This window comes from Aquincola tertiaricarbonis, assembly GCF_000969605.1.
GTDB classification, from domain to species: domain Bacteria; phylum Pseudomonadota; class Gammaproteobacteria; order Burkholderiales; family Burkholderiaceae_C; genus Aquincola; species Aquincola tertiaricarbonis.
Genome location: NZ_JZUE01000010.1, coordinates 34270 through 60956, shown reverse-complemented (window position 1 = coordinate 60956; position 26687 = coordinate 34270). Strand labels below are relative to the sequence as shown.

At 70.0% G+C, this 26687-nt stretch carries 21 protein-coding genes and 1 tRNA gene; 6 read left to right on the top strand and 16 right to left on the bottom strand.

Features of this window, described 5'->3' with window-relative positions; translation table 11 throughout:
• Positions 1–51: 51 nt before the first annotated feature.
• The 7 genes from paaI to VO99_RS13765 form a co-directional block, all read right to left on the bottom strand.
• Entirely contained in the window at positions 52–531 is a 480-nt protein-coding gene (gene paaI, locus VO99_RS13795) for a hydroxyphenylacetyl-CoA thioesterase PaaI (RefSeq protein WP_257798301.1), read from the bottom strand.
• 367 nt (positions 532–898) lie between these two features.
• Positions 899–2410, bottom strand: a complete 1512-nt coding sequence (locus VO99_RS13790) for a 3-hydroxyacyl-CoA dehydrogenase (RefSeq protein ID WP_083440591.1) — start codon at positions 2408–2410, stop codon at positions 899–901.
• Positions 2411–2746: 336 nt separating this feature from the next.
• Positions 2747–4057 carry a fumarylacetoacetase gene (gene fahA, locus VO99_RS13785; protein WP_046113453.1) on the bottom strand — a complete coding sequence of 437 codons (1311 nt, stop codon included), beginning with the start codon at positions 4055–4057 and terminating at the stop codon, positions 2747–2749.
• Positions 4054–5367, bottom strand: coding sequence for a homogentisate 1,2-dioxygenase (gene hmgA / locus VO99_RS13780; protein WP_046113452.1), 1314 nt, complete (start codon positions 5365–5367; stop codon positions 4054–4056). The genes fahA and hmgA overlap by 4 nt, the downstream gene beginning before the upstream one ends.
• Positions 5360–5596, bottom strand: coding sequence for a DUF2783 domain-containing protein (locus tag VO99_RS13775; RefSeq protein ID WP_046113451.1), 237 nt, complete (start codon positions 5594–5596; stop codon positions 5360–5362). Before VO99_RS13775 ends, hmgA begins: the two co-directional genes overlap by 8 nt.
• Positions 5593–7218, bottom strand: coding sequence for an FAD-dependent oxidoreductase (locus tag VO99_RS13770; RefSeq protein ID WP_046113450.1), 1626 nt, complete (start codon positions 7216–7218; stop codon positions 5593–5595). Before VO99_RS13770 ends, VO99_RS13775 begins: the two co-directional genes overlap by 4 nt.
• A gap of 27 nt (positions 7219–7245) precedes the next feature.
• Positions 7246–8199 (bottom strand): MBL fold metallo-hydrolase, encoded by a 954-nt coding sequence (locus tag VO99_RS13765; protein WP_046113449.1) that lies wholly within the window; start codon positions 8197–8199, stop codon positions 7246–7248.
• A 101-nt stretch (positions 8200–8300) separates the two neighbouring features.
• Between VO99_RS13765 and VO99_RS13760 the strand changes: the two genes are divergently transcribed.
• The gene (locus VO99_RS13760) at positions 8301–9059 is read left to right on the top strand and encodes an IclR family transcriptional regulator (RefSeq protein ID WP_046113448.1); all 759 of its coding nucleotides are present in this window, start codon (positions 8301–8303) and stop codon (positions 9057–9059) included.
• A 16-nt stretch (positions 9060–9075) separates the two neighbouring features.
• Here VO99_RS13760 and VO99_RS13755 read toward each other — a convergent pair whose 3' ends face one another.
• Positions 9076–12675: an ATP-binding protein gene (locus tag VO99_RS13755; RefSeq protein WP_046113447.1), complete on the bottom strand. Its 3600-nt coding sequence runs from the start codon at positions 12673–12675 to the stop codon at positions 9076–9078.
• Positions 12676–12802: 127 nt separating this feature from the next.
• Positions 12803–13891 carry a type II asparaginase gene (locus VO99_RS13750; RefSeq protein ID WP_198156942.1) on the bottom strand — a complete coding sequence of 363 codons (1089 nt, stop codon included), beginning with the start codon at positions 13889–13891 and terminating at the stop codon, positions 12803–12805.
• Positions 13892–14080: 189 nt separating this feature from the next.
• Between VO99_RS13750 and VO99_RS13745 the strand changes: the two genes are divergently transcribed.
• Positions 14081–14923 (top strand): helix-turn-helix domain-containing protein, encoded by an 843-nt coding sequence (locus VO99_RS13745; RefSeq protein WP_046113446.1) that lies wholly within the window; start codon positions 14081–14083, stop codon positions 14921–14923.
• A 14-nt stretch (positions 14924–14937) separates the two neighbouring features.
• Here VO99_RS13745 and VO99_RS13740 read toward each other — a convergent pair whose 3' ends face one another.
• From VO99_RS13740 to VO99_RS13720, 5 genes are all read right to left on the bottom strand, one after another.
• Positions 14938–16242, bottom strand: a complete 1305-nt coding sequence (locus tag VO99_RS13740; RefSeq protein WP_083440589.1) for a M16 family metallopeptidase — start codon at positions 16240–16242, stop codon at positions 14938–14940.
• Positions 16242–17465 carry a bifunctional 4-carboxymuconolactone decarboxylase/3-oxoadipate enol-lactonase PcaCD gene (gene pcaCD, locus VO99_RS13735; RefSeq protein ID WP_046113445.1) on the bottom strand — a complete coding sequence of 408 codons (1224 nt, stop codon included), beginning with the start codon at positions 17463–17465 and terminating at the stop codon, positions 16242–16244. The genes VO99_RS13740 and pcaCD overlap by 1 nt, the downstream gene beginning before the upstream one ends.
• The gene (locus tag VO99_RS13730) at positions 17462–18895 is read right to left on the bottom strand and encodes a lyase family protein (RefSeq protein WP_046113444.1); all 1434 of its coding nucleotides are present in this window, start codon (positions 18893–18895) and stop codon (positions 17462–17464) included. Before VO99_RS13730 ends, pcaCD begins: the two co-directional genes overlap by 4 nt.
• Before the next feature lie 100 nt (positions 18896–18995).
• On the bottom strand, positions 18996–19742 hold the full coding sequence (locus tag VO99_RS13725; protein ID WP_046113443.1) for a SapC family protein: 747 nt from the start codon (positions 19740–19742) through the stop codon (positions 18996–18998).
• Positions 19739–21046, bottom strand: coding sequence for a hemolysin family protein (locus VO99_RS13720; protein ID WP_046113442.1), 1308 nt, complete (start codon positions 21044–21046; stop codon positions 19739–19741). Before VO99_RS13720 ends, VO99_RS13725 begins: the two co-directional genes overlap by 4 nt.
• A gap of 73 nt (positions 21047–21119) precedes the next feature.
• Between VO99_RS13720 and VO99_RS13715 the strand changes: the two genes are divergently transcribed.
• From VO99_RS13715 to VO99_RS13705, 3 genes are all read left to right on the top strand, one after another.
• Positions 21120–21941 (top strand): symmetrical bis(5'-nucleosyl)-tetraphosphatase, encoded by an 822-nt coding sequence (locus tag VO99_RS13715; protein ID WP_046113441.1) that lies wholly within the window; start codon positions 21120–21122, stop codon positions 21939–21941.
• Between the two features lie 36 nt (positions 21942–21977).
• Positions 21978–22062, top strand: a tRNA-Ser gene (locus tag VO99_RS13710).
• A 174-nt stretch (positions 22063–22236) separates the two neighbouring features.
• Positions 22237–23541 carry a tyrosine-type recombinase/integrase gene (locus VO99_RS13705; protein WP_052736324.1) on the top strand — a complete coding sequence of 435 codons (1305 nt, stop codon included), beginning with the start codon at positions 22237–22239 and terminating at the stop codon, positions 23539–23541.
• Between the two features lie 254 nt (positions 23542–23795).
• Here the strand turns inward: VO99_RS13705 and VO99_RS13700 are convergent, their stop codons facing one another.
• The gene (locus VO99_RS13700) at positions 23796–24107 is read right to left on the bottom strand and encodes a hypothetical protein (protein ID WP_046113440.1); all 312 of its coding nucleotides are present in this window, start codon (positions 24105–24107) and stop codon (positions 23796–23798) included.
• A 377-nt stretch (positions 24108–24484) separates the two neighbouring features.
• Between VO99_RS13700 and mnmH the strand changes: the two genes are divergently transcribed.
• A complete protein-coding gene (mnmH, locus tag VO99_RS29525) occupies positions 24485–25612 on the top strand; it encodes a tRNA 2-selenouridine(34) synthase MnmH (protein WP_083440588.1) in 1128 nt (375 codons plus the stop codon).
• Here the strand turns inward: mnmH and VO99_RS29520 are convergent.
• Positions 25609–26679, bottom strand: a complete 1071-nt coding sequence (locus VO99_RS29520; protein ID WP_083440587.1) for a fatty acid desaturase — start codon at positions 26677–26679, stop codon at positions 25609–25611. The genes mnmH and VO99_RS29520 overlap by 4 nt on opposite strands.
• Positions 26680–26687 lie beyond the last annotated feature (8 nt).

Below are 26687 nucleotides of genomic sequence, written 5' to 3'. Positions count from 1 at the left end.
CCGCGCGCCACGCGGCCGACTGCTGTTGGCGATGAAGGTTGGCGCGGCGCTTCAACCGGCCACGGCCGGCTTGCCGCGCACGGTGTAGGAGCGGCCGCGGAACAGCGCCAGCCGTTCGCCGCGCTGGTTGCTCAGCTCCACGTCGTACACGCCGGTGCGGCCGGACTTCGATTGCTCGGTGCAGCGCGCGGTGAGCACGTCGCCCTGGCGCGCCGGCGCCATGATGTCGATGGAGAAGCCGGAGGCCACGGTCAGCTCGTTGTACGCATTGCAGGCAAAGGCGAAGGCCGAATCGCACAGCGTGGTCATCAGGCCGCCATGGCAGATGTCGTGGCCGTTGAGCATGTCCTCGCGCACCGCCATCGTCAGCGTGGCGCTGCCAGGGCCCACGGCCACCACCTGCATGCCCAGCGCCTGCGAAGCCCGGTCGTTGCGCCACATGGCGTCACGCACATGCTCGGCGGTCTGCTGCGCGCTGCGCTGCGGTGCATCGGCGGCGGTGGATGACGTGGGTTCGAGGGCCATGGACATGGAAATTGATATACCGACCGGTCGGTGAATTTTAGGGAGGCCCCGGCCACCGCGGAAGCACAATCGCGTGGGGACAAACCCGAGGCGCATGCGTGCTGTCCGTCATCTGGATGACGCATTCGCGCCACGCGGCCGACACACTCGGCCCGCAGGCAAGGAAGTGATGAGGAGACCGTGTTGAAGATCCTGGTGATGCACGCGCGACCGTGGCTGGCTTGGCCGTTGCTGCGCGGATGGCTGCGCTGGCCGGTGGCGGTGTGGCTGGCCGCCACGGTGCCGCTGGCCTGCATGGTGATGGCCGTGCTGCTGGCCAGCGCGGCCGACCGCATGGCCACCGCAGCCGCCGATGCACCGGCGCGCGTGGCCTTCAGCTGTGCGGTGCCACCATCCGCCACAGCCGGGGCGAGCGCCGATAGCGGCTGTCGCCGTAGTGCGCCTGCAGGTGTTCCAGCACCTTGATCACCCGCGGGGCGCCCAGCAGCTCGCCCCAGGCCATCGGGCCTTGCGGATGGCCGGCGCCCAGCACCATGGCAATGTCGATGTCGGCCGGCAGCGTGCCGGTCCAGGTGCAGAGGTCGGCGGCCTCGTTCACCAGGCAGGCCGCCACGCGCATCACGCCCAGGCCGGCCACGTCGTCCAGCGCCAGCAGCTCGATGCCGGCCGGCCGCAGCGCGACGGCCAGCGTGGGCAGCCGGTCGTGGTGGCCTGCACTGGCGGTGGCCCCCAGCACCCGTGTTGACGCGAAGTCGCGCGCCAGGTCCAGCAGCAGCAGCGGCTGCCCTTCGCCGCGCTGCGTGGCGGTGCGGCCGTCGGTCAGCGCCACCGTCACCTCGTCGATGGCCAGGCTTTCGGCCGGCAGCGAGCCATCGGCCACCACCACCAGTCCGCCGGCGCGCAGCCGCTCCACCAGCGGCCCCAGCAGGCCCGGCTGGGCCGCGGCACGCAGCGCCGGCAGCAGCGGCGCCGGCTCCACCGGCGCGGCCAGCGGCGTGGCCGCGTCCAGCTGGTAGTCGTAGAAGCCGCGACCGCTCTTGCGGCCCAGCCGGCCGGCACGCACCAGCTCCTGCTGCAGCAGGTGCGGCGCATAGCGGGTGTCGAACTGCGTGGCGGCGAAGATGGATTCGCTGACCGCCAGGTTGATGTCCACGCCCACCAGGTCGATCAGCTCGAACGGCCCCATCGGAAAGCCGCCGGCCTCGCGCAGCAGCCGGTCGATCACCGGCGCCGGGGCCAGCTGCTCGGCCAGCAGCCGCAGGCTCTCGCCGTAATAGGGGCGCGCCACGCGGTTGACGATGAAGCCCGGCGTGTTGGGCGCATCCACCGGCGTCTTGCCCCAGGCCCGGCTCAGCTGGCTGATGGCGTCGGCCACGGCATGGTCGGTGTCCAGGCCCCGCACCACTTCCACCAGCCGCATGCGGGTGGCCGGGTTGAAGAAGTGCCAGCCCACCACGCGGCCGCGATGCTGCAGGCCCTGGGCCACGGCAGTGACCGAGATCGACGAGGTGTTGGTGGCCAGCACGGTGTGCGCCGGCAGCAGTTGCTCCAGCTGGCGGAACAGCGCCTGCTTGACCTCCAGCCGCTCGGCCACGGCCTCGATCACCAGGCCGCAGCCCTCGATGCCGGCGATGGAGTCGACCGGCTGCAGCCGGTCCAGCACGGCGGCGCGCTGAGCCGGCTCCAGCCGGCCGCGCTGCACGCCGTGCGCCAGTTCGTTGCCGATGCGCTGCAACGCCGCCTGCACGGCGCCGGGCTGGGCATCGAAGAGCCGAACCGCATGCCCGGCCAGCGCCGCCACCTGCGCGATGCCGGCCCCCATGCTGCCGGTGCCGATGATGCCGATGAGGGTCTGCGGTCCCAGCAGCGCTTCGGCTTCCGGCATGGTGGTGTGCTCATGGTGGTGGTTTGCAACCAATGGTAGGGGCAGCAAGGTGACACCCCACGGTTGCGGGGAGGACAGAATTCATGGTGCGATGCACCATGCACCGCTTCGGGGTTGACGACGGCCCCGTCCGGTTTACCGGGAGGAAAAGCAGGCGTTGCGCGGTTCGGGCAACGACATTGCAAGGAAAAGGGGCCTCGGCGCGTGCCGAGGCCCCTTTTTCATGGAAGTCCGGCAAGGGCGCACTCCACCTGGCGGATGCCCTGGCGGCGATGGCCGCGAGGGCACGCGAAGAACGCGTGTAGCCGCACGGCGGCCCCGCCCTCGCGGTGCCGGCTACCCCGCCGCCAGCACCGTGCCCCGGCATTCGCCGAAGCCGATGCGGCGTGCGCCAGGGGCTTCCGCCCAGGCCTTCAGGATCACCGTGTCGCCGTCCTGCAGGAAGGTGCGTTGCTCACCCGAGGCCAGCGTGATGGGCTGCTTGCCGCCCTGCGTGAGTTCCAGCAGCGAGCCGGCCTGGTCGGGCTTCGGGCCCGACAGCGTGCCGCTGCCCAGCAGGTCGCCGGGCTGCAGGTTGCAGCCGTTGCTGCTGTGGTGGGCCAGCAGCTGCGCCACCGTCCAGTAGGCGTCGCCCACGCTGCCCTGGCTCAAGCGCTCGGGCGCGCCCATGCCCGCCGTCTGCAGCCAGACCTCGATGGTGATGGCCAGCGCGCCGCGTTCGCGGTTGGCCGGCGAGTCGAGGTGAGGCAGCGGCGCCGGGTCGCCCTCGGGCCGGGTGAACGGCCGGCGGAATGGCGCCAGCGCTTCCTGCGTGACGATCCACGGCGACAGCGTGCTGGCGAAGCTCTTGGACAGGAACGGGCCCAGCGGCTGGTATTCCCAGGCCTGGATGTCGCGCGCCGACCAGTCGTTCAGCAGCACCATGCCGAACCATTCGGTCTCGGCCTGCGCCATCGTGAGCGGATCGCCCAACGCATTGCCGGCGCCGACGAACACACCCATCTCCAGCTCGTAGTCCAACCGCTTGGCCGGCCCGTACACCGGCACGCCGTCCGCGCCGGGCGTCTGTCCTTTGGGACGACGGAACTGCTGGCCGCTGACGCGGATGCTCGACACCCGGCCGTGGTAGCCGATGGGCACCCACTTGTAGTTGGGCAGCAGCGGGTTGTCGGGCCGGAACAGCTTGCCCACCGCGGTGGCGTGGTGGATGCCGGCGTAGAAGTCGGTGTAGTCGCCGATGCGGCAGGGCACGGCCATCTCGGCCTGCGCCTGCGGCACCAGCGCAGCTTGCAGCGCGGCCTGCTGCGGGCTGCCTGCGCGCAATGCGGCGCTCAGGGCCGCGCGCAGCGTGCGGCGGGCGGGGGCACCCTGCGCCATCAGTGCATTCAGGTCGCCTGCGGCCAGTGGCGCCAGCAGCGCGGCCACGTCGGCCGGCCAGCCGGCCTGAGCGGCGGCCTGCTTCAGGTCCAGCACCTGGTCGCCGATGGCCACGCCGATGCGCAGCGGCTCGTCGGTGCCCGCGCGGCGGAAGGCGCCGTAGGGCAGGTTCTGCAGCGGGAAGTCGGTGCCGGGCTCGTTGGCCGAAGCCACCCAGCTCTGCAGCGCGGGATCGAGCGTGGGGTCGGTGGAGGCGTTGAAGTCGGTCATGCAGCGGTGTCGGTGAAGCGGTCGTCCAGGGCCGACCAGCATTGCGGATAGTGGGGATCGAGCGCGCCGCCGTTCATTGCAAACTCGGTGGGCACGAAGCGCCAACGGCTCTCGAACATGAAGGCCAGCGTGTGGTCCAGCTTGTGCGGCTGCAGCGGCGCGTTGCTGGCCTTCTCGAAGGCCTCGGCATCGGGGCCGTGCGGCACCATGCAGTTGTGCAGGCTCATGCCGCCGGGCTTGAAGCCTTCGGGCTTGGCGTCGTACTGGCCGTACACCAGGCCCATGAACTCGCTCATCAGGTTGCGGTGGTACCAGGGCGGGCGGAAGGTGTCCTCGGCCACCATCCAGCGCGGCGGGAAGATCACGAAATCGCAATTGGCGGTGCCGGGCGTGTCGCTGGGGCTGGTGAGCACGGTGAAGATCGAAGGATCGGGGTGGTCGAAGCTGATGGAGCCGATGACCATGAAATGCGCCGTGTCGTAGCGCAGCGGCGCCAGGTTGCCGTGCCAGGCCACCACGTTGAACGGCGTGTGCGTCTGCCGGGTGCGCCACAGCTTGCCGGCGTACTTGCGTACCACTTCATAGCCGCCGGGCTCGGTCTCGTAGGCCGCGACCGGCGCCTGGAAGTCGCGCGGATTGGCCAGGCCGTTGCTGCCGATGGGGCCCAGCTCCGGCAGGCGGAACGGGGCGCCGTAGTTCTCCGCCACGTACAGGCGCGAAGGCCCGTCCACCGCCACCTTGAACACGATGCCGCGCGGCACCAGCACGATCTGGCCAGGCGCTGCTTCCAGCACGCCCATCTCGGTCGTCACGCGGATGGCGCCCTGCTGCGGCACCAGCAGCATCTCGCCATCGGCATTGACCAGCGCACGCCGCTCCATCGAGCGGTTGATGAGCACCAGGTGCGCGGCCATGCCGCTCTGCGTATCGGCGTCGCCGTTGACGGCCACGGTGCGGATGCCGTCGATGAAGTCGGTGGGCTGGTCATCGCCCGGAATCGCCACCGGATGCCAGCGCATCGGGTTGGGCGGTGCGTCCACACCCTCCTTCGCGCCGGTTTTCCAGTAGGCATGCGGCAGCGGCTCGAAGCCACCGGTGACCACCGACGGCTGGCGCCGGTAGACCCAGCTTCGGCGGTTCTCGTGGCGCGGCGCGGTGAAGGCGCTGCCCGAGATCAGCTCGGCATACAGGCCCAGGGCCACCTGCTGCGGGCTGTTGCGGCCCTGCGGCAGCGCGCCGGCCACCGCCTCGGTGGCGAACTGGTTGCCGAAGCCGCTGAGGTAGCGCAGCGGCGATGCTTGTTCACTCATGGATGTGCCTCGTGGAATCAATTGCGGTCACTGCGCCCTGGCGCGCCACGGCCAGCGCCTGCTTCAGCACCGCCATCGATCCGATGTGGTTGGCCAGCAGCAGCACCAGCCGGGCATTGAGCGCATGGCTCTCGGCCTCGGGCAGGTCGCGGTGGATCTCGATCAGCGCCTCGTAGAAGTCGTCGGGTGCGTCCAGGTGCGGCTCGGTGATCAGGGCAGCGGTGTTCATGCGGCGCTCCTTTCGGTCTGCGGGTCCACCATGCGGCCCAGCGCGCGGGCGCGCGCGGCCAGCACGGCGGTGGCGGTGGGCGCGCGCCAGCGGGCGCACACGTGCTGGTCGGGGCGGATGAGGTAGGCGCTGCCCGGCGTGGCGTCGTAACGCTGCCAGGCCAGCGCGGTGGCCTCGCCCGCCGGCACGGCCAGCAGGCCCAGGTCGGGCAAGTCGCGCGCCCAGCCGGGCACGCTGCCGAACACCAGCAACGTGAAGCCGCTGCCCAGCCCGCGCAGCAGCCAGCGACCCTCGGGCAGCGGCGCATCGGCGGCCACCGCGCCGGGCCGCATCGCGCCGGCGAAGGTGTCCACGTCCGGCGTGTTCAGCGATGAGCCGTCCAGCGTGGCCGGCACCGACAGCCGCCCGCTGTTGACCAGCTTGCGCGCAAACGGCTGCGTGCGCGCCAGCTGCAGCACCGCATCGCGGAACAGCCGGCTCACCGCGCTCTTGGGCGTGATGAAGTCGGTGGCGCGGGTGGAGTGGAGGATGTTCTCGTCGGCCGCGTATTCACGCTCGGCGCCATAGCTGGCGATCAGCGCATCGGCGCCCTCGCCCGCTTCGCCCTGCAGCACCGCGGCCAGCTTCCAGGCCAGGTTCTCGGCGTCCTGCACGCCGGAGTTGGCGCCGCGGGCGCCGAAGGGCGACACGCCGTGCGCCGCATCGCCCGCAAACAGCACCCGCCCGTGGCAGAAGCTGCCCATGCGCCGGCAGCCGAAGGTGTAGACGCTGGCCCACTCCAGCGTGAAGGGCACGTCCGGCCCCAGCAGCCTGCGCACCAGCGGCACGATGTTCTCGGGCTTCTTCGCCTCGTCGGGGTCGGCCTCCCAGCCGAGCTGGAAGTCGATGCGCCACACGTCGTCCGGCTGGCGGTGCAGCAGCACGCTCTGGCCGGGGTGGAACGGCGGGTCGAACCAGAACCAGCGCTCGGGCGGCTGCTGGCGGCCGGTGATCTTCACGTCGGCGATCAGGAAGCGGTCCTTGAACACACGGCCGGTGCTGCTCTGGCCGATCAGCTCGCGCACGGTGGAGCGGCTGCCGTCGCAGGCGGCCACCCAGTCGGCGCGCAGGCGGTAGGGGCCGTCGGGCGTGTCCACCGTCAGCAGCGCATGGTCGGCCTGCTGCTCGATGGCGCTCACCGCGTTGTCCCAGCGCAGGTCGATCAGCGGCAGCTGCGCGGCGCGCTCGGCCAGGTAGCCCTCGACGTAGTACTGCTGCAGGTTGATGAAGGCCGGGCGCTCATGGCCGGCCTCGGGCAGCAGGTCGAAGGCATACACCGGCTCGTTGCGCAGGAACACGCGGCCGACGTTCCAGGACACGCCCTTGTCCACCATCGGCTGGCCGCAGCCCAGGCGGTCGAAGATTTCCAGCGTGCGCTTGGCAAAGCAGATGGCACGCGAGCCGACGGACAGCTGGTGGTCGTTGTCCAGCACCACGACCGGCACGTTGCGCTGCGCCAGGTCGATGGCCAGGGCCAGGCCCACCGGCCCGGCACCCACCACCACCACCGGATGGCGCGCCGGCTCGGCGGCGCTCTGGTCGGCATGCCGCCGATACGGGAACTGCAGGGTCTGGAAGTCCATGGCCTTGTCCTCGTGGTCGTGCGGTGCTCAGCCTTCCAGCGTCTTCCACATCTGGGTGTCGCGCTCGGCGGTCCAGATGCGCGGGTCGGGGTACTGCGTGGCCTCGTCGTAGCAGCGGGTGACGTCGAAGGGCATGCAGTGGTCGAAGATCACCCAATGGCCGTACTTGGGCTTGAGCGCCGCGTAGGTCTGCTTGTAGACGGTGTTCAGGTCCTGGCCCGCGGCCACGCCGGCCTGCACGTTGGCCCACACGTCGGCGATGAAGTCGCGCGTGCCGGCCAGGCCCTGCTGCACCGCCTCCGGCGTGGTGAGCGCGGCGCCGCGGCCGGGCACCAGCTTCTGCGGCTGCAGCGCGGCCAGGTTGTCCAGCGTCTGCGGCCAGTCCTTGAAGTAGGCGTCGCCGGCATAGGGCGTGGCATCGAACTCGACCAAGTCGCCGCTGAACAGGATCCTCTGCTGCGGCAGCCAGGCCACGGTGTCGCCCTTCGTATGGCCACGGCCCAGCTGCAGCAGCTGCACTTCCAGGCTGCCCAGCCACAGCGTCATCCTGCCGCTGAAGGTGATGGTGGGCCAGGTGAGGCCGGCCGGCACGCTCTCCACGTTGCGGAACAGGCGCGGGAAGCGGCCGATCTCGCTGGCCTTGTCCTGCTCGCCGCGCTCGACGATGAGGTCGCGTGTGTCCTGGCTGGCGATGATGTGCTCGGCACCGTAGGCGCTGGCGCCCAGCACGCGCACCGCGTGGTAGTGCGTCATCAGCACGTACTTGATCGGCTTGTCCGTCACCTCGCGGATGCGGCGGATCACGTCCTGCGCCATCACCGGCGTGGCCTGGGTGTCGAGCACCATCACCGCGTCGTCGCCAATGATCACGCCGGTGTTCGGGTCGCCTTCGGCCGTGTACGCATAGGCGTTGTCGGACAGCTGGGTGAAGCTCACCTGCTTTTCTTCGAGATCGGCTTGCGAGGCGAAGGCTTTGCTCATGGTTTGACCTTGGTTAACGAGTTCAACGATGTCTAACTGATTTGACTGTAGTCAATCCGTTAGATAATGTCTAACTCATTCGCATAAGTAGAAACACGAGCATGGACGACGCCGACGAGGGACGCGGGCCGCGGGGCATCCAGAGCATCGAGGTGGGCGGCCAGCTGCTGCTGGCGCTGGCCCATCACGGCCGGCCGATGCCGCTGAAGGACCTGGCGCGCGAGGCCGGCATGGCACCGGCCAAGGCGCACCCGTACCTGGTGAGCTTCGGCAAGCTCGGGTTGGTAGAGCAGGAGCCGGGCAGCGGCCGCTACGGCCTGGGCCCGCTGGCGCTGCAGCTGGGGCTGATCAGCCTGCAGCAGTACGACCCGGTGCGGCTGGCCACGCCGCTGGCCGACGAGCTGGCGCTGGCCACTGGCCACACGGTGGCGCTCGCGGTGTGGGGCAACCGCGGGCCGACCATCGTGCGGGTGGCCGAGGCGCCCTCCCCGGTGCATGTGGCGATGCGCCACGGCACGGTGATGAGTGTGCGCGGTACCGCGTCGGGCTGGTTGTTCGCCGCCTTCCATCCGCGGGCGGAAGTGGCGCCGCTCCTGGCGGAGGAAGCGCCGGCGCCGGGTTTCGAGGCGCAGCTGGAAGAGGTACGGCGGCGCGGCCTGGCACGTGCGGTGGACTTGTCGCTGCCGGGCGTCAGCGCCCTGGCGGCGCCGGTGTTCGACGGCCGCGGCGCGGTGGTGCTCAGCATCACCGCAATCGGCCCCAGTGCCACCTTCGACAGCGACTGGGACGGCCCGCTGGCGACGGAACTCAAGCGCGTGGCCGACGGCCTGTCGCGCCGGCTGGGCTGGCAGCCCGGCTGAGCCGGGCGCAGCCGCCTCAGGCCCCGCAGCCCGGCCTGAACCCCGGCGCCCGAGCCTCGGCCGGCGCTGCCCTCAGCACCTGCGCCCGCATCGCCTGCAGCTCGGGCAGCAGGTAGCCGGCTTGGCGCTCGCGGGCCAGCGCCAGCGCTTCTTCGAGCGTGGCCAGCGCCTGCGCGTGCAGGCCCAGCCGCAGTTGCGCCTCGGCCAGGAAGGACAGGAAGGTCGGCTGCACGCTGGGCTGCACCACCGCCGAGGCGGCGACCGCTTGGGCGATCGGCTGCAGGCCGCCGGCATCGCCTTCCTGCGTGCGACACCAGCCCTGCAGCAGCGCGCCCACCGCCTGCCACAGCGCCAGGTCGTGGCGCTGCGCCACGGCCAGCAGCGCCTCGCACAGCGGCCGCGCCGGGCCGGGCTGGCCCAGGTGGCGGTGGGCCACGGCGGCCATGGCCAGGGCGAAGGCCAGCGTCTGCGCGTGGTCGAGCCGCCGGGCCGCGGCCACCGCGCGGGCAGCCTCGGCCTGGGCGGCCGCGGCGCGGCCCTGCAGCGCCAGCGTCCACGCCCGCAGCGCGCGGGCGGCGATGCCGCCATGCTCGCCGAAGCGCAGCAGCAGCGGCTCGGCGGGCAGGTGCTCGCCGGCCTCGGCCGCAGCCTGCAGCACCGAGTCAGCCTCGGCCAGCCGGCCCAGGAACAGCAGGTTGTTGCCGCGGGCGTAGGCGGCCTGCAAGGCGGCGGCCTCGTCACGCGCGCGGTCGGCCTCGGCGGCCAGTTCGTCCGCCAGCCGCAGCGCGGGGATGGGCTCGTCCGGCCCGCTGCGGCTGCCCAGCCACAGGCCCCACAGGGCCTGGAAGCGCTGGGGCTGCGCACCGTCCGGCGGCAGGCTGGCCAGCGCCTGCTCGAAACAGCGCCGCGCGGCGCGGCTGCCGTAGCCCTGCAAGGCCAGCAGGCTGGTGCCCAGCTGCAGATGCAGCGGCGCCAGCAGGCGCTGCCGCAGCGCCGGCGGCGCATCGTCTGCCGCCAAGGCCTGCAGGCCCAGCGTGAGCAGGTGGCGCGCCTCGGCATGCGCCGACTGGCTGGCCGCGCGGCAGCCGGCCTGCCACCAGTAGTGCGCCGCCGCCGCATCGCCGCTGGCATGCAGGTGCCAGGCCAGCAGCGCCGGCTCGTTGGCCACGCGGCGCGGAAACAGCCGCTGCAGTGCATCGGCCGCGCGGGCATGCAGCGCCTGCCGCTGCATCGTGCCCAGCGATTCATAGGCCGCATCGCGCAGCAACGCATGGCGGAAGTGCCAGTGCGGTGCTGGCGCCGGCTGGATGAGGCCGCCGTCGGCCAGCGCCTGCAGCGCGGCCGGCCGATCGGCCTGCGCCCGGCCCTCGTCGGCCACCGCCCACAGCAGCGGCTCGTCCCAGCGGCTGCCCAGCACTGCCGCGCACTGCGCCAGGCGACGCTGCGCGGGCGGCAGGCGCTCGAGCTGCTCGGCCAGCAGGTCCCACAGCGTGGCCGGCACACGTTCGTGCGGTGCCTGGCACAGCGAGCGGGCCAGCTCCTGCGCAAACAGCGGCACGCCTTGCGCCCGCGAGAGCACCTGCCGGCGGGCTGCGGCGCCTTCGGGCGCATCAGGCAAGGCGTCGATGAGCTGCGCCATGCCGTCGTCGCACAACGGGCCCAGCGCCAGCACCTGGACGCCCGGCGCCAGCTCCGTCGGCGGCGGCCGCCGGGAGCTGAGCACCAGCAGGCCGGGGCCGCGCCGGGCGGGCGGCTGCGACAGCCACAGCGCGAGCATGGAGCACAGGGAGGCATCGGCCCAATGCAGGTCCTCGATGACCAGGAGATGCGGCCGGCCGCACAGCAGGCCCTGGTACAGCGCGATCCACAGCCGATGCAGGCTGCGCTGCTCGGCCGCGCCCGGCGGCTGCAGAGCATCGCCGCCCATGCGCTTGCCGGGCCACAGCCACTGGGCCAGCGGCGCGGCGCCCTCGCCGGGCTCCAGCCCGGCGCGCTGGAGCAACCGTTGCAGCGCGGCCCGGGCCTGCGCCTCGGTGCGGCGGCTGCCCAGGCGGCGCCGCAACGCGTCCACGGCCGCATGCCAGGGGCTGTGGCGCATCTCGGGCCGGCATTGCAGGCGCAGCACCGGCACGGCCGGGCGCGGGCCAGCCACCGCCACCTGGTGCTCCAGCGCCTGCAGCAGGCGCGTCTTGCCCAGGCCGGGCTCGCCCTGCAGCCAGACCGCCCGGTACTGCGTCTGCGCCGCCGTCCAGTGCGCCAGCAGGCCGTCCAGCTCGGCCTGCCGACCCACCAGAGGCGGCAGCGCATCGGCCGCAGCCGGTCGGCGGCGCGGGCCCGCCAGCAGCAGGCCGCCGTGGGCCGCGGTGGCAAAGCGGTGGTAGCGCTGGCTCTGTGCCTGCAGCGCGAGGCTGACCAGGGCGGTGCCGGCCCGCGCCGCCACGGCCAGGCGCCGGGCCTCGCGCGACAGCGTGCCCATCACGTCCGGGCTGGCCTGCCCCGGCGGCGCATGCACCCAGCCCACATGCAGGCCCAGGCGCGGCAGCAGCAGGCCATCGGCGGCGCCCAGCGCCATCAGCGCCAGGGCGCCGTCCAGCGCAAGGCGGGGTGCCTGGTCGGTGGCCGCCGGATGGCCGAAGAAGGCCAGCAGCTCCCCGGCCTGGGCATGCAGCACGCAGCCGCCGTGGGCCTGCAGCAGGGCCTGGGCCCGCGCCTGCAGCCCCAGCAGGCGGGCAGCGAGCGCCTCGACATCCGCCGCTGCGGGGCTGCCGGTGGTGGGTCCCACCACCTCCCATTCGCACACCAGCGCCACCACGCGGCGGCGCTGCGCCGGTGACGGGGCCGGCGGCGCCGGGGCCAGCGCGGCGGGCTGGCGCAGCGCCGCGGCCAGGGCCTGGGTCTCGGGCTGCGGATCGACGCCGAGCTCCTCACGCAACCGCTGGCTGAACTGCCGGTGCAGGGCCAGCGCCTGGGCCGGCTGCTGCGCAGACAGGGCCTGCATCGCGCAGCGCAGCGCCGGCTCGCACCAGGGGTCCAGCGCCAGGGCGCGCTGCGCGCAGTCCAGCGCGCTCGACAGCTCGCCCTGCCGCAGCAGCCAGGCGGCCAGTGCCACCAGGTGCTCCAGCGCCTGGTGATGCAGGGCCTGCCGGCGGGGCGTCAACCAGGCGTCGAAGCCCGGGGCGTCGTCCAGGTGCACGCCATGCAGCAAGGGGCCGCGGTACAGCGACACGGCCTGCCGCAGGGCCGCCAGGCGGCGCGGGCCGTCGCTGGCCCGGGCGGCGGCTTCGGCCTGCTCGAAGGCCAGGCAGTCGATCTGCCAGGGCAGGCCGGTGGCCAGGGCGATGCGCCGGCGGTCGGCGGGCAGCACGGTGCCGATGGCGGGCGCCCACAGGGGGGCCAGGCTGCGCTTGAGGTCGAACAGGGCGCGGCGCAGGTTGGCCAGCGCCTGGGCGGGCTGCGAGTCGGGCCACAGCATGGTGGCCGTGGCCTCGCGCTCCAGCGGGGTGCGCTGCAGGCACAGCAGCGCCAGCAGCGCGCGGGCCTTGTCGTAGGGCAGGATGACCGGGTGCCCGGCAGCGTCCAGCAACTCGAAACCGCCGAGCAGTTGCAGCCGGGGCACCGCGGCAGCGGACGGAACAGGACGCATGGGCGGTACGGGTGGCCCACCCAGTATCCGTGCTGCACAGCAGCATCGCGCCGTGAGCGCGGCGGCGAAAATTTGCGCCGCCGCGCCGGGCACAAGGCGGTCAGTACATGTCGAACATGCGCTGGATTTCCTTCGGATCGCTGGTCTTCGTCAGCGCCAGCATCAGCAGGATGCGCGCCTTGGGCGGGTTCAGCGTGTCGCCGGAGATGGTGCCGAACTTGTCGTCGTCGAACTCCATGTTGCGGGTGATGATGCCCAGCGACGCACGCGGAGAGCGCACCACCGCCACCTTCCTGGCCACCGCATCCAGGATGCCCGGCTGCACCGCGGCGCTGACCGAGGCGGTGCCGGCGCCGGCATGCACGATGCCCTTGGCGCCGGCGGCCACCAGCGCGTCGATGGCGGTGCGGGAGTCGTCCTCGTAGCCGAGCACGATGTCCACCTTGGGCAGCGAGGTCAGGCCCGTGACGTCGAACTCGGTGGCGGTGGTGTGCTTGCGCGCGGCCGGCTTGTAGAAGTGGGTCTTGCCGTCCACCACGAAGCCCAGGTAGCCGAACACCGGTGCCTTGAAGGTGTCCACCGTCATGGTGTCGGTCTTGTGCAGGTCGCGTGCGCCGATGATCTGGTCGTTCATCACCACCATCACGCCGCGGCCGTGCGCGTCCTTGCTGCCGGCGGTGATCACGCTGCGGAAGATGTTCATCGGGCCGTCGGCGCTCATCGAGGTGCCCGGCCGCATCGCGCCCACCATCACCACCGGCTTGCTGCTCTTGACCACCAGGTTCAGGAAGTAGGCCGATTCCTCCAGCGTGTTGGTGCCGTGGGTGATGACCACGCCGTCCACGTCCTTGCTGGCCAGCAGCACGTTCACGCGCTGGGCCAGCTTCAGCAGGATGTCGCCGGTCATGTTGTGGCTGGCCACCTGCGCGATCTGCTCGCCAGTGACGTTGGCCACCTTGCTCAGCTCCGGCACCGCGGCCAGCAGCTTGTCCACCGGCGTGACGGCGGCCTGGTAGCCGGCGTACTGGGTGCTGGACACGCCGGCGCCGGCGATGGTGCCGCCGGTGGCCAGGATCTTGATGTTGGGCAGGGCCGGGTTGGCGGCCGGGGCCTGCGCCAGGGCAGGCTGCACGGCGGTGAGCAAGGCGCTGAAGGACAGCATCGGCAGCAGGGCAAGCAGTTTCTTCATGGTGTGTTCCGGTGGGTGGAAACGGGGCTCGTTTGAGCCTCGTCATGGTCCCGCCGGGACGCCGGGCTGACCATTTCTCCATCCGCCGCCGACTGGCGCTGTTTGCTGCCACCGCTGCGCCGGAAAGCGCCACCCGCCCCTAGACTTCCGCCGTCACCCCCCGCACGCCCCTGCCCTTCCCGCCCCGCCATGCCCCGCCTGCCCACCATCGCCGTACCCGCCACGCATCCCGGCCTGGCGGCCAACCTGCGGCTGCTGTGCAGCTTCAAGCCCTCGATCAGCGACGTGGCGCGGGCGCTGGACCTCAACCGCAGCCAGCTCAACAAGTACCTCAACGGCAGCTCGCAGCCGCGGCCGGCGCTGCTGCGCAAGATCGGCGACCACTTCGGCGTGGAGGTGCACGAGCTGCTGATGCCGGCGGACGAATTCGCCGCGCTGATGGGCGTGCGCAGCGCCGCGCGGCCGGAGGCCAGCCGCCGGCTGCAGGCCCACCTGGACCGGCTGCTGCAGGAGGCCGATCCGCGCGGGCGGCAACTGGTGGGCAGCTTCTTCGAGGTGTACCAGTCGATGTCCACGCCGGGCCATCTGCTGCGCACGCTGATCGTGTTCGAGCTGCAGGACGGCGCAGTGGTCTACAAGCGGCTGGAGCGCGTAGGCGCCCCGGGCGGGCGCTGCCGCCGCCATTATCGCTACCAGGGCATCGCGATGATGCTGGGCGACCGCATCATCCTCACCGACTACGAATGCGGCCTGCGCATCGAGCTGACGCAGACCATCCTCTACCCCGACTACGCCCGCTCGCTCAACACGCTGATGGGCGTGAAGGTGGGCATTTCCGCCAACCACCAGCGCACGCCCTGCGCGGCGCGGGTGCTGCTGGAACGCACCCCGCCGCGCGCCGGCCTGCTGGCCAACCTGCGGCGCTGCGGCCTGTATGCGCCCGACGATCCCGCCATTGCGCCGCACATCCGGCAGGCGGTGGACAACTGCAGCTCGGGCCCGCACCACTTCCTGGCGCCCACCGGCGCCTGAGGGCCCGCGGCGCGCTACAGCCCGCCGATCTGCCGGGCGGCCAGCGCCTCGCGCGCGCGGTCGATGGCGCCGGGCTTCACCCGCCCGGCCATGGCCAGCGCCACCGGCTGCCGCAGCAGGGTGGCGAAGGCGCCGCTCACGTCGGCGGCGGAGGCTGCGTCCAGCGCATCGGCCCGCTCCCGCGGGTCGCGCACCCGGCCGAGCGACAGCAGGTCCAGCGCCGCCCGCTCCAGCCGGCGCTGCGGCCGCTCGGCATCCAGCAGCTCGCGCACCGTCAGCTGCTTGCGCGCGCGCTGCAGCGACAGCGCCTGCACCTGCTGCGCATGCGCGGCCAGCAGCGTGGTGACGGCTTCCAGGTACTCGTCGACCCGCTCCGGCGCCATCGACGCTTCCACGATGAACTGGCCGCAGTGCTCGTACACGTCGGCCGAGCAGGAGCAGTAGTACGCGATGCCGCGCCGCTCGCGGATCTCGTCCATCAGCGGCGAGCTCATGCCCTCGCCGAACACCGCCGCGGCCAGCACCGCCGCATGGTGCGGCTCGGCCAGCGCGGGGATGGGAAAGCCCAGCACCACGTGCGTCTGGCTGGCGCCGCTCTGCCGGCGCGCGCCCAGGCCGCCGATGTGCCGCGGCGGGGCCACCAGGTTGGGCGTGCCGGCCGGCAGGCTGCCGAAGGCGGCCTCGGCCGCTGCGGCCAGCTCCTCCAGCCGCACGTCGCCCGCGGCGGCCACCACCATGTTGGCGCCGGTGTACTGGCGGCCGACGTAGCCCAGCAGGTCGTCGCGGCTCAGCGTCTCGATCACGCGGCGCGCACCGATGACCGGCAGCGCCATCGGATGGCTGCCGAAGCAGTGGTGGTCGAACAGCTTGTAGGCGGTGCTCACCGGGTCGTCGTCGTCCTCGGACAGCTCCTGCAGGATCACGCTGCGCTCGCGCGCCAGCTCGGCCTCCGGGTAGGTGCCGTTGCGCACGATGTCGCCCAGCATGGAGACGAAGCGCGGCGCGTCGGCGGCCAGGCCGCGCATGTGGTACGCGGTGTGGTCCTTGTCGGTATGGGCGTTCACCTCGGCGCCCAGCAGCTCGGCATCGAGGTTGATCTGCTGGCAGTCGCGCGTGTGCGTGCCCTTGAAGGCCATGTGCTCCACCACGTGGCTGATGCCGTTGCTGCGACGGCTCTCGTGCAGGCTGCCGGTGCGCACGAAGATGCTGACGCTGGCCGTGGGCGCATGCGGCAGCCGCAGCGCCAGCACGCGCACGCCGTTGGCCAGCGTGGCCACCTCCACGCTGCTGCCGTCGTCGACCGCTGCGGAATGTGCCATCAAGCCTCTTTGCGCACGCGCTCGATGAAGGCCTGCAGCAGCCGCGTGAACTCGGCCGGCGCTTCCTGCACGCTGAGGTGGCTGGCCTGCGGCAGCACCTCCAGCGCGGCGCCCGGGATGCGCTCGGCGATGGCCTGCGCCATCTCGGGCGTGGCGCCGGCATCGCGGGCACCGGCGATCACCAGCGTGGGCACGGCCACCTGGTCCAGCTGGCCCAGCCAGTCCACCGCCATCACCGCGGTGCAGGCGGCCGCATAACCGGTGGCCGAGGTGCGCAGCAGCGTGCCGCGCAGGGCCTCGGCCTGCGCCGGATGCGCCTGCCGGTGGTCTCCATGCAGGTAGCGCTGCACCACCATGTCGGCCACCGCGGCCATGCCGCCGGCCTTCACCGCCTCGATGCGCTGCACCCAGGCGGTCTTGGCGGTGTCGGGGTATTGCGCGGTGGTGTTGGCCAGCACCAGGCCCCTGACCAACTCCGGATGGCGGATGGCCAGGCCCTGGGCCACCATCGCGCCCATCGACAGGCCCACGAACAGCACCGGCCCGCGGCCCCATTCGCGGATGACGCGGGCGGCGTCGTCCACCATGTCGTCCAGGCTGAAGGCGGCATCGGGCACCGCCGAGCCGCCATGGCCGCGGTGGTCGTAGCGCAGCACCGGGTGGCTCCTGCCCAGCTCGGCGGCCAGGTCGTCCCACATGTGCAGGTCCAGGCCCAGCGCATGGCTGAGCACGATGGGCAGGCCGGTCTCGGTGCCCTGCAGCGCCACGCGCAGCTGCGGCTGGCTGAAGGTGTGGTGCAGCTGCACCCGCGGGCCGGTGGTCAGCGGCGCGGGCTCGGGCAGCAGGCCTTCCTTCTTCAGGATGTCCATGGTGATCTTGAAGGCGGTGTTGGCCGCCGGCACGCCGCAGTAGATGGCGCCCTGCATCAGCGTCTCCTTGATCGTCTCCAGCGGCACGCCGCCGCGGATAGCGGCGCCGCAGTGCAGCTCGAATTCCTCCCAGCGCGCCAGGCCCATCGTCATGCCCAGCACCAGCAGCCGGCGCGTGGTGTGGTCCAGGCCCGGGCGGCCCCAGATGTCGTTCCAGGCGAAGCGGGTGATCAGGTCCTGGAACTCGGCATTGAAGGCGGTGGCGCCGGCGGTGGACTTGTCCACCCAGGCGTCGCCCAGCACCGCGCGGCGGTTCTTCAGGCCGCGGTCGAAATCATCCTGGCGAGCACTCATGCTTGTTCCTGCTGTGTAGGGTCGGTGGGGGATGCCGCATCGGCAAAGGGTCGGGCGGCGGCGAGCTGCGCGGCCAGCGGCTGCAGCCGGGCCAGCTGTTCCTGCGTGCGCCGGGCGGCCGGCTGCGCCGCGTGGTCGGGATCGAACAGGCGGTCGATCTCCGCGGCGGGCACAGCCTCGCGCAGCCGGGCATCGGCCTGCACCGCCTGCTGCACCAGCTCGCGCAGGTGGCGGCCCTCGGCCATCACCTGCTGCGAGAGCTGCTCCAGCAATCGTTGTGCCTCCGGCTTGCCGATGGCGCCGGCCAGCCGCGTGGTGCAGGCCTCGGCGCTCACCAGGCCCTGCAGCGCCTCGATGTGGCCCCGCATGCGCTGCGGATGCACCTGCAGGCCGGCGGCCGCTTCGGCCAGCGCATGCACCGCGCCATGCGCGCTGATGAACAGGCCCGCCCATTCGGCCAGCTCCGCCTGCCAGTTGCCCAGGCCGCGCTCATGCTCCTGCCCCATGGCGCCGAGCAATGCGGCCACGCGGTGCGGCGTGCGCTGGGCGGCGGCCAGCGCCACCATGCTGGCCACCGGATTGCGCTTGTGCGGCAAGGCGGTGGAGCCGCCGCGGCCGGCGCCGGTGGGCTCGGCCAGCTCGCCGATCTCGCCCTGGCTCATCAGCGACAGGTCGCGCGCGAACTTGCCCAGCGCACCCACCAGCACGCCCAGCTCGCAGCCGAGCGCCACCCAGTCGTCGCGCTGGGTGTGCCAGGCGCCCTGCCACGGCGGCAGGCCCAGCTGGGTGGCCATGTGCTGCGCCACCGCGGGGCCGTGTTCGCCCAGCGTGGCCAGCGTGCCCACGGCGCCGCCGAACTGCAGCTGCAGCGCACGCGCGGCCTGCGCATGCAGCCGTTGCTGGCAGCGCACCAGCGGCGTGGCCCATTCCAGCACCTTGAAGCCGAAGCTCACCACCGAGGCCGGCTGCATCAACGTGCGGCCCATCACCGGGGTGCCCGCATGCTGCGCGGCCAGCGCCAGCAGCGCGGCATTCAGCGCGGAGAGGTCGTCGTCGATCAGCGCCAGCGCACGGCGGGTGAGCAGCACCATGCCGGTGTCGATCACGTCCTGGCTGGTGCCTCCCCAGTGCACTACCTGGGCGGCCTGGGCATCGAACAGCGCCACCGTGTCGGTCAGGCGCTTGACCAGCGGGATGGCCAGGCTGCCGGCGCGGCCGCTGGCGGCCACCAGGGCCGGCACGTCGTACAGCTCGGCCCGGCACACGCCGGCGATCGCGGTCGCCGCGGCCTGCGGGATCAGGCCCACCGCGGCCTCGGCCCGTGCCAGCGCGGCCTCGAAGTCCATCATCGACTGGATGACCGACGCCTCGCCGAACACGGCCAGCATCTGCGGCGTGGACAAAAAGCCTTCGAAGGCGAAACCCGACATGCCTGCTGCTCCTGCGGCCGCCCCTGCGGCCCTTGTGCGCGGCCGATGCTAGCCCCCGCCGCGGCCGCGCCGTGCGCAGAGCGCACAGGGCGCGCCGGGATCAGGCGTTGGCGGTGCGGCGGCCCCGGCGCTGGATCAGCCGCGTCATGTTGCCCAGCGAGAGCTGGTGCGCATTGATCAGGCCCAGGATGCCGCTGCGGTGCAGGTCCAGCACCTTGTCGTCGGGCAGCGCGGCGAACTTGGCTTCGTCGATGGCCAGGAAGCCGTCGACGGTGAGCTTGTTGCCGTCGGGCAGCGTGGCGTCGAAGCGCATGTCGCGCAGCAGCTCCAGCTCCACCAGCTTCTGGCCCACCAGCCGGGTGCGCTGCACCTCCAGCTCCAGCTTCTCCAGGAACTGCTGCATCTCCGTCAGGTAGGCCGTGGGCTTGCCATCGGCCTCGAACAGCGGCGTGCCCTCGGTCTCGGAGAAGCCGGGCCATTCGCGGGCGATGCACACGGCGTAGTTCTGCTCGTTGAGCTGCGCCATCGCGAAGGGATAGGCCCGCAGCACCGCGGGCACGTAGTCGGCCTGCCACCGGGTGCCGTCGGCAAACAGGTTCTCGTCCGGCGTCAGGCCGAACACGGCCACCGGCGCGATGTCGGGCTTCTGCGTCTGCGGGTCGGTGCCGGCGCGCACGAAGACGATGGGGTATTCCTTGCAGGCGTCCGCAAACTCCACCGCGGTGAGGAACATGGAGTTCAGCGCCGCGGTGTGCGAGACATCGGCGTAGTCCTGGCGCACGCGCAGCGTGCGGTGCTGGTCGCGGTCCAGCGCAACCGGGTTCTTGTGCAGGGCAGGATGGATCATTCTTCGGTCTCTTCTTCAGATGGGGGCAGGCGGCTCACCAGCACCTTGTCGACACGCTTGCCATCGAGGTCGACCACCTCGAACAGCCAGCCGTTCCACTCCACCTTGTCGGCGGTGCGGGGCAGCCGGCCCAGCAGCAGCATGATCATGCCAGCCAGCGTGTTGTAGCGGCCCCGGTCCTCCTCGGGCAGCTCCTTCAGGTGCAGGCGGTCCTTCAGCTCGGGCACGGGAATCAGGCCGTCCAGCAGCCAGGTGCCGTCGTCGCGCGGCACGGCCCAGGCGTCCTCGTCGGTGGGCGCGCCGAACTCGCCGGTGATGGCCTCCAGCACGTCGCGCACGGTGATCACACCCTGCACCTCGCCGTATTCGTCCACCACGAACACCAGCTCCGCGCCCGAGGCGCGGAAGTGCTCCAGCAGTTCCATGCCCGACAGCGTCTCCGGCACGAAGACCGGCGGCGCCAGGTGCTCGGTGAGCGTGGCCGACTGGCCGCGCGCCAGTGCCGGCAGCAGGCTTTGCGCCGACACCACGCCGATCACGTCCTGCATGCCGCCGCGGCACACCGGGTAGCGGGTGTGGCCGCCGCTGGCCATCTGCGCCAGCGTGTGCTCCATCGGCGCATTGACGTCCAGCCATTCGATCTCGTTGCGCGGGATCATCATCGAGCCCACCTGGCGGTCGTCCAGCCGGAACACGTTGCGCACCATCTGGTGCTCCTGGTGCTCGATGATGCCGGCGTCCAGGCCCTCTTCCAGGCTGGCGGCGATCTCCTCCTCGGTCACGCTGCGGCTGGGCCCGGCCTTGATGCCCAGCAGCCGCAGCATGCCTTCGGTGCTGAAGGACAGCAGCGCCACGAAGGGCCGGGTGGCGATGGCCAGCCACAGCATCGGCCGCGACACCAGGCGCGCGATGCGCTCGGGGAACATCTGCCCCAGCCGCTTGGGCACCAGTTCGCCGAAGATGATGGTGGCAAAGGTGATCACCATCACCACCAGCGCGGTGGCGGTGATGCCGGCCACGCGCTCGGGCATGTCGAAGCGCTGCAGCATCCACTCCGCCAGCGGGCCGGCGAAGGCCGATTCACCCACGATGCCGTTGAGCACGCCGATGGAGGTGATGCCGATCTGCACCGTGGACAGGAAGCGCGTGGGATCGTCGTGCAGCACCATCGCCGTGCGGGCGCCGGGTTCGTTGCCCTCCACCATCACCTGCAGCCGGGCCTTGCGGCTGGAGGCCAGGGCCATCTCCGACATGGCGAACAGCCCGTTGATCAGGATGAGGCAGACGAGTAACGCGATGTCCATTCAAGAAAATGCCGCTGTGCGCAGACGCAGCGGCACCGGGTAGCAGGGCAGCCCAGCGTAGCAGAATCACCCCATGCACTACCTCATCGGCGACCTGCAAGGCTGCTGCGACGCGCTCGAGCGGCTGCTCGACGAGATCGCCTTCTCCCCCTCGCGCGACCACCTCACGGTGCTGGGCGACATCGTCAACCGCGGGCCCCGATCGCTGGACACGCTGCGCCGGCTGCATGCGCTGGGCAGTTCGGCCGAGGCGCTGCTGGGCAACCACGACCTGCACCTGCTGGCGGTGGCGCACGGCATCCGGCCGCTGCACCGCAGCGACACGCTGGGCGACATCCTGGCCGACCCGAAGCGCGCGCAATGGATCGAGTGGCTGCGCCAGCGCCCTCTCGCGCTGATGGACAGCGGTTGGCTGTGCGTGCATGCCGGCGTGGTGCCGCAGTGGGACGCCGCCACCACGCTGGCGCTGGCCGGCGAGGTGGAAGCCATGCTGCGCGGCCCCGACCTGGCCGCCTTCCTGGCGGCGATGTACGGCAACGAGCCGCGCCGCTGGCACGAGGACCTGGCCGGCCACGACCGGCTGCGCTTCGTGGTGAACGTGCTCACGCGCATCCGTTTCTGCACCGACGATGGCACGCTGGACTTCAAGACCAAGGACGGCGCCGGCGCCGCCCCGGACGGCCACCATCCCTGGTTCGACGTGCCCGGCCGCGCCACGGCCGGCGTGAAGGTGGCCTTCGGCCACTGGTCCACCCTGGGCTTCACCCAGCGCCCGGATCTGCTGTGCCTGGATTCGGGCTGCGTCTGGGGCGGCGCCCTCACCGCGATGCGGGTGGACGGCGGGCGGCATGAAGTGCATCAGGTGCAGTGCGCGCAGGCGGCCCTGCCGGGGTGATGCCCGCTTGAGCGAGAATGCCGCCCGGGCGACCAAGGAAGCGTGGCAGAGTGGTCGATTGCACCGGTCTTGAAAACCGGCGGCTCGCAAGGGCCCGTGAGTTCGAATCTCACCGCTTCCGCCGGAATACTCTGTCTGTACGGCGACAGTACGCGACAGACAGCACACCTAAGTAGTTGATTTGACTGCTTTTTCTCCTGATCCCAGACTGCTACGCCGTGACATACGGTGCCGATAGCGCGACAGCAAATGCAGCGCTAGCCGGCGGACAGACTGGCGGACAAGGAAATCCCACATGCCACGCAAGCGCCTGCCGGCGCGACTGCACTTGCTTTCGGTGCGCGCGGTTCAAACCGCCGGTGACGGCGACCATTCCGACGGCGGCAACCTGATGCTGAGAGCACGTGGCGGCAGCGCCACATGGGTGTTCCGCTATACAGCGGCAACCGGCAAGCGCCGCGAGATGGGCCTCGGCCCTGTTCACCGATCCAACCCCGCCCAGACCGGTCTGTCGTTGACCTGCGCCCGGGAACTGGCCGCGGAGGCGCGCACCCTACTGCAACGCGGCGTCGACCCCATCGACGAGCGTGACCAGCGTCGAGTTGTGCAGCGCGAGGCCGTAGAGCAGGTGAAGGCGGCCAAGACGCAGCAGGCAATGACTCTGGCCCGCGCAGCGCGTGACTACCACCAGCGCGTGATCGAGCCGAGCCGCACGCCTAAGCACGCGGCGCAGTGGATCAGTAGCCTGGAGAATCACATGCCGGCGGCGCTGTGGCACGCGCCGGTCAGCACCATCACCGCACCAGCGCTGCTGACCGCGCTGACAGCGATCCAGCCGCACGAACGTGCGCGCAACTTGACCGCCGATGCCCGGCTTCAAGAGACGGTGCAGCGCATCCGCCAGCGATTGGACGCCGTCTTTGAGGACGCCAGTTTCCACGGCTGGTGCAGCACAAACCCCGCAGCCGCGGTCCGGCGCAAAGTGCGTGAGGGCATGCCTCGGCGCGAACGGGGGCAGTTCGCCGCCTTGCCCTACCGCGAAGCGCCCGAATTCATGTGCCGGCTGCGTGCTGCCGAAGGCGTAGCGGCCCGAGCATTGGAGTTCGCGATCTTGACGGCCGCCCGAACCAGCGAGGTGATAGGCGCCACCTGGCAGGAAATCGACCTCGACACCGCGCTGTGGGTAGTCCCCGCGGCGCGCATGAAAGCCGGCGAGGATCACGCGGTTTACCTGACGCCTCGCGCGGTGTCGCTACTGCGTGACCTCCAGCAACTCGGCAAGGCCTACGTGTTCCCCAGCCCGCGGCTCGACGGCGGGCCGCTCTCCAACATGGCGCTGCTGGCCGTGCTTGGCCGCATGGGCGAGCGCGAGCGGACCACCGTGCACGGCCTGTGCCGAGCGACGTTCAGCACTTGGGCCAACGAGACCGGAGCGGGTCGGCCCGATGTCATCGAGGCGTGTCTGGCCCATGAAGAGGGCAACCGAGTGCGCCGCGCCTACAACAGAGCCGGCTTCGCCGACGAGCGGCGCACGCTTCTGCAGGCTTGGACCGACTTTTTGAGCACCTGCAACGTGGTGACCATGCCACGGGCGAAGTAGCTCGCACTCAGGCCATCAGGCCAGACAGACATCCGCCACTACAGCGCCGGGCTGGTGGCGTTCGGCCAGGACCTGCTCCTCGAATCTATCGTTGTGTGTGCAGCGCTGTGCAATGCGTTGCATAAGTGCCCCTACTCGCAGGCACATGGCACGGCCCCGCAGCACCGCGGCACCGCGGCACTGCAAGTCGAGGTGGGGCGGCTGGCGACTCAAGGGTCTTTAGTTTCATGCCACAGCGGCTTGCGAAGATGACGCTACGCGAAGCTGACCAGCATGGCCCTAAACAAAGTTCCAGCAAGCACCATCGCCGCGGCCACCTTGCCCCACCGCCAAGTTGTGAACCAGTAACGGTGATTCATCCAAACGGCGCGGCGAAGGCGTCCGAAACCGATCAATATTGCCAGTGAAGCAACGAACGGCTCTACAAGCTCCACAGGCTGCGATAGTTGCCGCAGGAGCACCACCCACACAAACGGCAATGCGACCGCATCAACGGCCGCGAGCAGTCGCCGGCCGGGCCAGTCTCGTGCGTCCGGCCGGGGTTCACGAGTCAAAAGCAGCCACATACGCTCTCCATCCTGCCTCTAAGGGTGCGGGTTCGCCACCCATCGGCCAAATCGTGCTGGCAACTCAGCATTAACGACGTCGGCCTAACCCTGCCGCCAGGCGTGTTGTGCACCGACTGCCCGCCTTCCTTGTTAATAGGCGCAGTTGGCAGCGAGATCAAGCCCTGCTCCTCAGCACCTACACTGCCCGATACTTAGGAGTGAGTTCCGCAGTGAAGTCCAGTGCGCCACGCCACCCTCGGTTTACCGGGATCAACACTTCAACCGTCGTCCGCCGACCGTGCTTTTCTGCAACCGCTTTGTTCTGTATGCCGCTTGACACGGGCCAACCGACTTCATAAAAGCTCGCTACTACAGCAGCATAAAATGAGGCGAATATGACGCACGACGATGACGAAGCAGGCACGTTCTCTCGTTCCTCAACCACTGCTGAGCCTACAGGGCGCCCTGCAGAACTTAGCCAGCCAACATGGTTCGAGGTTGACGACTTCAGTAGCTACACACTCGTCATCGATGCGAGAACTCCCCGGGAGTTTGCCGCAGACCATGTTCCTGGCGCAATAAATCTACCGGTAGTTTCCGACGCTGAGTTCGCTGAAGTCGGCACTCTGCATGCAGTCAACCCACACTCCGCGTACCTTGTGGGTGCGAGATACGCCCTTCACAACATCGCGACTCATCTGGAGGCTAGGATCTCGCGATATGGGCGAGACGCTAGGTTCCTCGTGTACTGCTTCCGAGGCGGGAAGCGAAGCAAGGTGTGGGCCGATATGCTTCGGAACATTGGCTATCGCACAGACGTTGTCAAAGGCGGTTGGAAGGCGTACAGGTCATGGGTCAGAGCTGGATTAGAGTCCGCACCCGCAAAGTACCGTTATCGCGTCATCTCCGGTTTGACGGGATGCGGGAAAACGCTTCTCCTGCAAGAGTTGAAGGCGCAAGGTGAGCAAGTGCTTGATCTTGAAGACTTGGCTGCACACCGCGGATCTCTGATCGGAGCGTTGCCGGACCGTAGTCAGCCAACACAGAAGATGTTCGACAGCAACCTGTTTTCACTGCTGCGCTCCTTCGATATAAGGCGCACCGTCTGGGTGGAAGCAGAAAGTAAGAAGATTGGGCGACTACAGATTCCGCAGAGCATCTACGAAGCGATACAAACTTCGCCTTTGGTAGAAGTAACGAGCCCGATGGAGGCAAGGATCCGAGTTCTTCGCCAGACTTATCCGAACTACGTGTTAGACCCCGAGTCCATGGTGCGCCAGCTGGCCCCCCTTAAGCCGTTGATTGGCAACGAAGAGTTGCAGTGCTGGCAGCAGCTGGCAAAGACACATCAAGTTGACAAGCTGTTCGAACGCGTGCTGGTCGCACACTACGACCCAAGCTATGTGCGAAGCAGTCGCAAAGGTTCGCGACCATATAGCTCTGAGCACCTCCGACTTGACCCCACAGATACTAACCAGTTGCGCGACGCGGCCTCAAGTTTGACATCGGCGAGCAACACCTAAAGCGACTGTTTCTCGAAATGCTGCGGCAGGCACACCAGCCGCCAGCCTTGCGGTTCTACATGGCGTAGAGGATCGACCTTCCACGACCTGAGTGCAGGAAGCAACAGCCATCTCCAAATAGGCGGCACAAACGACGTCAGAAGCAGCAGCACATAACCAGCCGGCAGCCTGGGTGAGCCGCGATAGGGGACGACGCGGTAGTACGGAAGCCGGGACTCCTGATGGTGAGCATGGTGGAGCGCCAAGTTCAACATTAGCCAACCCTGGAACTGGCATCGATCCTCCCAAGCGTACCGACCTTGGTCAGCGTCAGCGACGCTGTCCACGCCCAATCCCCAGTGTTGAAGATAGGTCACCGCCTGTACGCCAAAGTGAAGGGCAACAGCAACACCAAGATAAATCAACAGACCGTGTAATCCAGCGGCCCAAAGGAAGCCCACGGCTGTGAAGGACGTCAAGGCCAATGCTTCCGCTGCACCGCCTAAGAGGATGCCCCGGCCTCGGCGCCTGGCTTGTAGGGCATTGTGCTCGACTGTGGACCGCCAGACACGCACGGTGCGGCGCATGGTAAAGCGCCAGACAGACTCATCGAGGCGCGGCCATTCGGCCAATTCAACATTGCCAGATGTGCTGTGATGCATCAAATGCTCATGAAGGAGCAGTGGGTAGCCTGCTATCGCGGCAAGAGCCTGACCGAGGCGGCGTCGTTGTGTGCTTTGATGGATCAACTCGTGCGCAACAACCACAGCGAAGAAGCAGCACGTCCACAGACTAGCCCCGTACCAGAACCCAAGCGATCCCGGCACGCCATCGCGGCTCAGAAGCACGATCGAGGTCACCGTCGCCAAGGTGGCGAACACGGCGTAAACGATCGGGAGCCGATCAAGCAAGCCCGCCGTTCGCTCACTCCATAGAACGGTTCGTTCCGGCACGTTCCCCGTCAACGATCTTAAAAGAGGACCCACGCCGAAGATCACCGCAAACGCTAGCCAAGGGATGTTCCAAAGCTGTCCCGTGAGTAGCAGGGTAAAGGGAGAGAACACAAGGATGTAGCCGACTGCCCTCATGACGCCTC

Excerpts from the sequence above, each read along its gene's own strand:
- paaI (WP_257798301.1), bottom strand. The coding sequence starts at position 531 with ATGTCCATGGCCCTCGAACCCACGTCATCCACCGCCGCCGATGCACCG.
- VO99_RS13790 (WP_083440591.1), bottom strand. The coding sequence starts at position 2,410 with ATGCCGGAAGCCGAAGCGCTGCTGGGACCGCAGACCCTCATCGGCATC.
- fahA (WP_046113453.1), bottom strand. The coding sequence starts at position 4,057 with ATGACCGACTTCAACGCCTCCACCGACCCCACGCTCGATCCCGCGCTG.
- hmgA (WP_046113452.1), bottom strand. The coding sequence starts at position 5,367 with ATGAGTGAACAAGCATCGCCGCTGCGCTACCTCAGCGGCTTCGGCAAC.
- VO99_RS13775 (WP_046113451.1), bottom strand. The coding sequence starts at position 5,596 with ATGAACACCGCTGCCCTGATCACCGAGCCGCACCTGGACGCACCCGAC.
- VO99_RS13770 (WP_046113450.1), bottom strand. The coding sequence starts at position 7,218 with ATGGACTTCCAGACCCTGCAGTTCCCGTATCGGCGGCATGCCGACCAG.
- VO99_RS13765 (WP_046113449.1), bottom strand. The coding sequence starts at position 8,199 with ATGAGCAAAGCCTTCGCCTCGCAAGCCGATCTCGAAGAAAAGCAGGTG.
- VO99_RS13760 (WP_046113448.1), top strand. The coding sequence starts at position 8,301 with ATGGACGACGCCGACGAGGGACGCGGGCCGCGGGGCATCCAGAGCATC.
- VO99_RS13750 (WP_198156942.1), bottom strand. The coding sequence starts at position 13,891 with ATGAAGAAACTGCTTGCCCTGCTGCCGATGCTGTCCTTCAGCGCCTTG.
- VO99_RS13745 (WP_046113446.1), top strand. The coding sequence starts at position 14,081 with ATGCCCCGCCTGCCCACCATCGCCGTACCCGCCACGCATCCCGGCCTG.
- VO99_RS13740 (WP_083440589.1), bottom strand. The coding sequence starts at position 16,242 with ATGGCACATTCCGCAGCGGTCGACGACGGCAGCAGCGTGGAGGTGGCC.
- pcaCD (WP_046113445.1), bottom strand. The coding sequence starts at position 17,465 with ATGAGTGCTCGCCAGGATGATTTCGACCGCGGCCTGAAGAACCGCCGC.
- VO99_RS13730 (WP_046113444.1), bottom strand. The coding sequence starts at position 18,895 with ATGTCGGGTTTCGCCTTCGAAGGCTTTTTGTCCACGCCGCAGATGCTG.
- VO99_RS13725 (WP_046113443.1), bottom strand. The coding sequence starts at position 19,742 with ATGATCCATCCTGCCCTGCACAAGAACCCGGTTGCGCTGGACCGCGAC.
- VO99_RS13720 (WP_046113442.1), bottom strand. The coding sequence starts at position 21,046 with ATGGACATCGCGTTACTCGTCTGCCTCATCCTGATCAACGGGCTGTTC.
- VO99_RS13715 (WP_046113441.1), top strand. The coding sequence starts at position 21,120 with ATGCACTACCTCATCGGCGACCTGCAAGGCTGCTGCGACGCGCTCGAG.
- VO99_RS13705 (WP_052736324.1), top strand. The coding sequence starts at position 22,237 with ATGCCACGCAAGCGCCTGCCGGCGCGACTGCACTTGCTTTCGGTGCGC.
- VO99_RS13700 (WP_046113440.1), bottom strand. The coding sequence starts at position 24,107 with ATGTGGCTGCTTTTGACTCGTGAACCCCGGCCGGACGCACGAGACTGG.
- mnmH (WP_083440588.1), top strand. The coding sequence starts at position 24,485 with ATGACGCACGACGATGACGAAGCAGGCACGTTCTCTCGTTCCTCAACC.
- VO99_RS29520 (WP_083440587.1), bottom strand. The coding sequence starts at position 26,679 with ATGAGGGCAGTCGGCTACATCCTTGTGTTCTCTCCCTTTACCCTGCTA.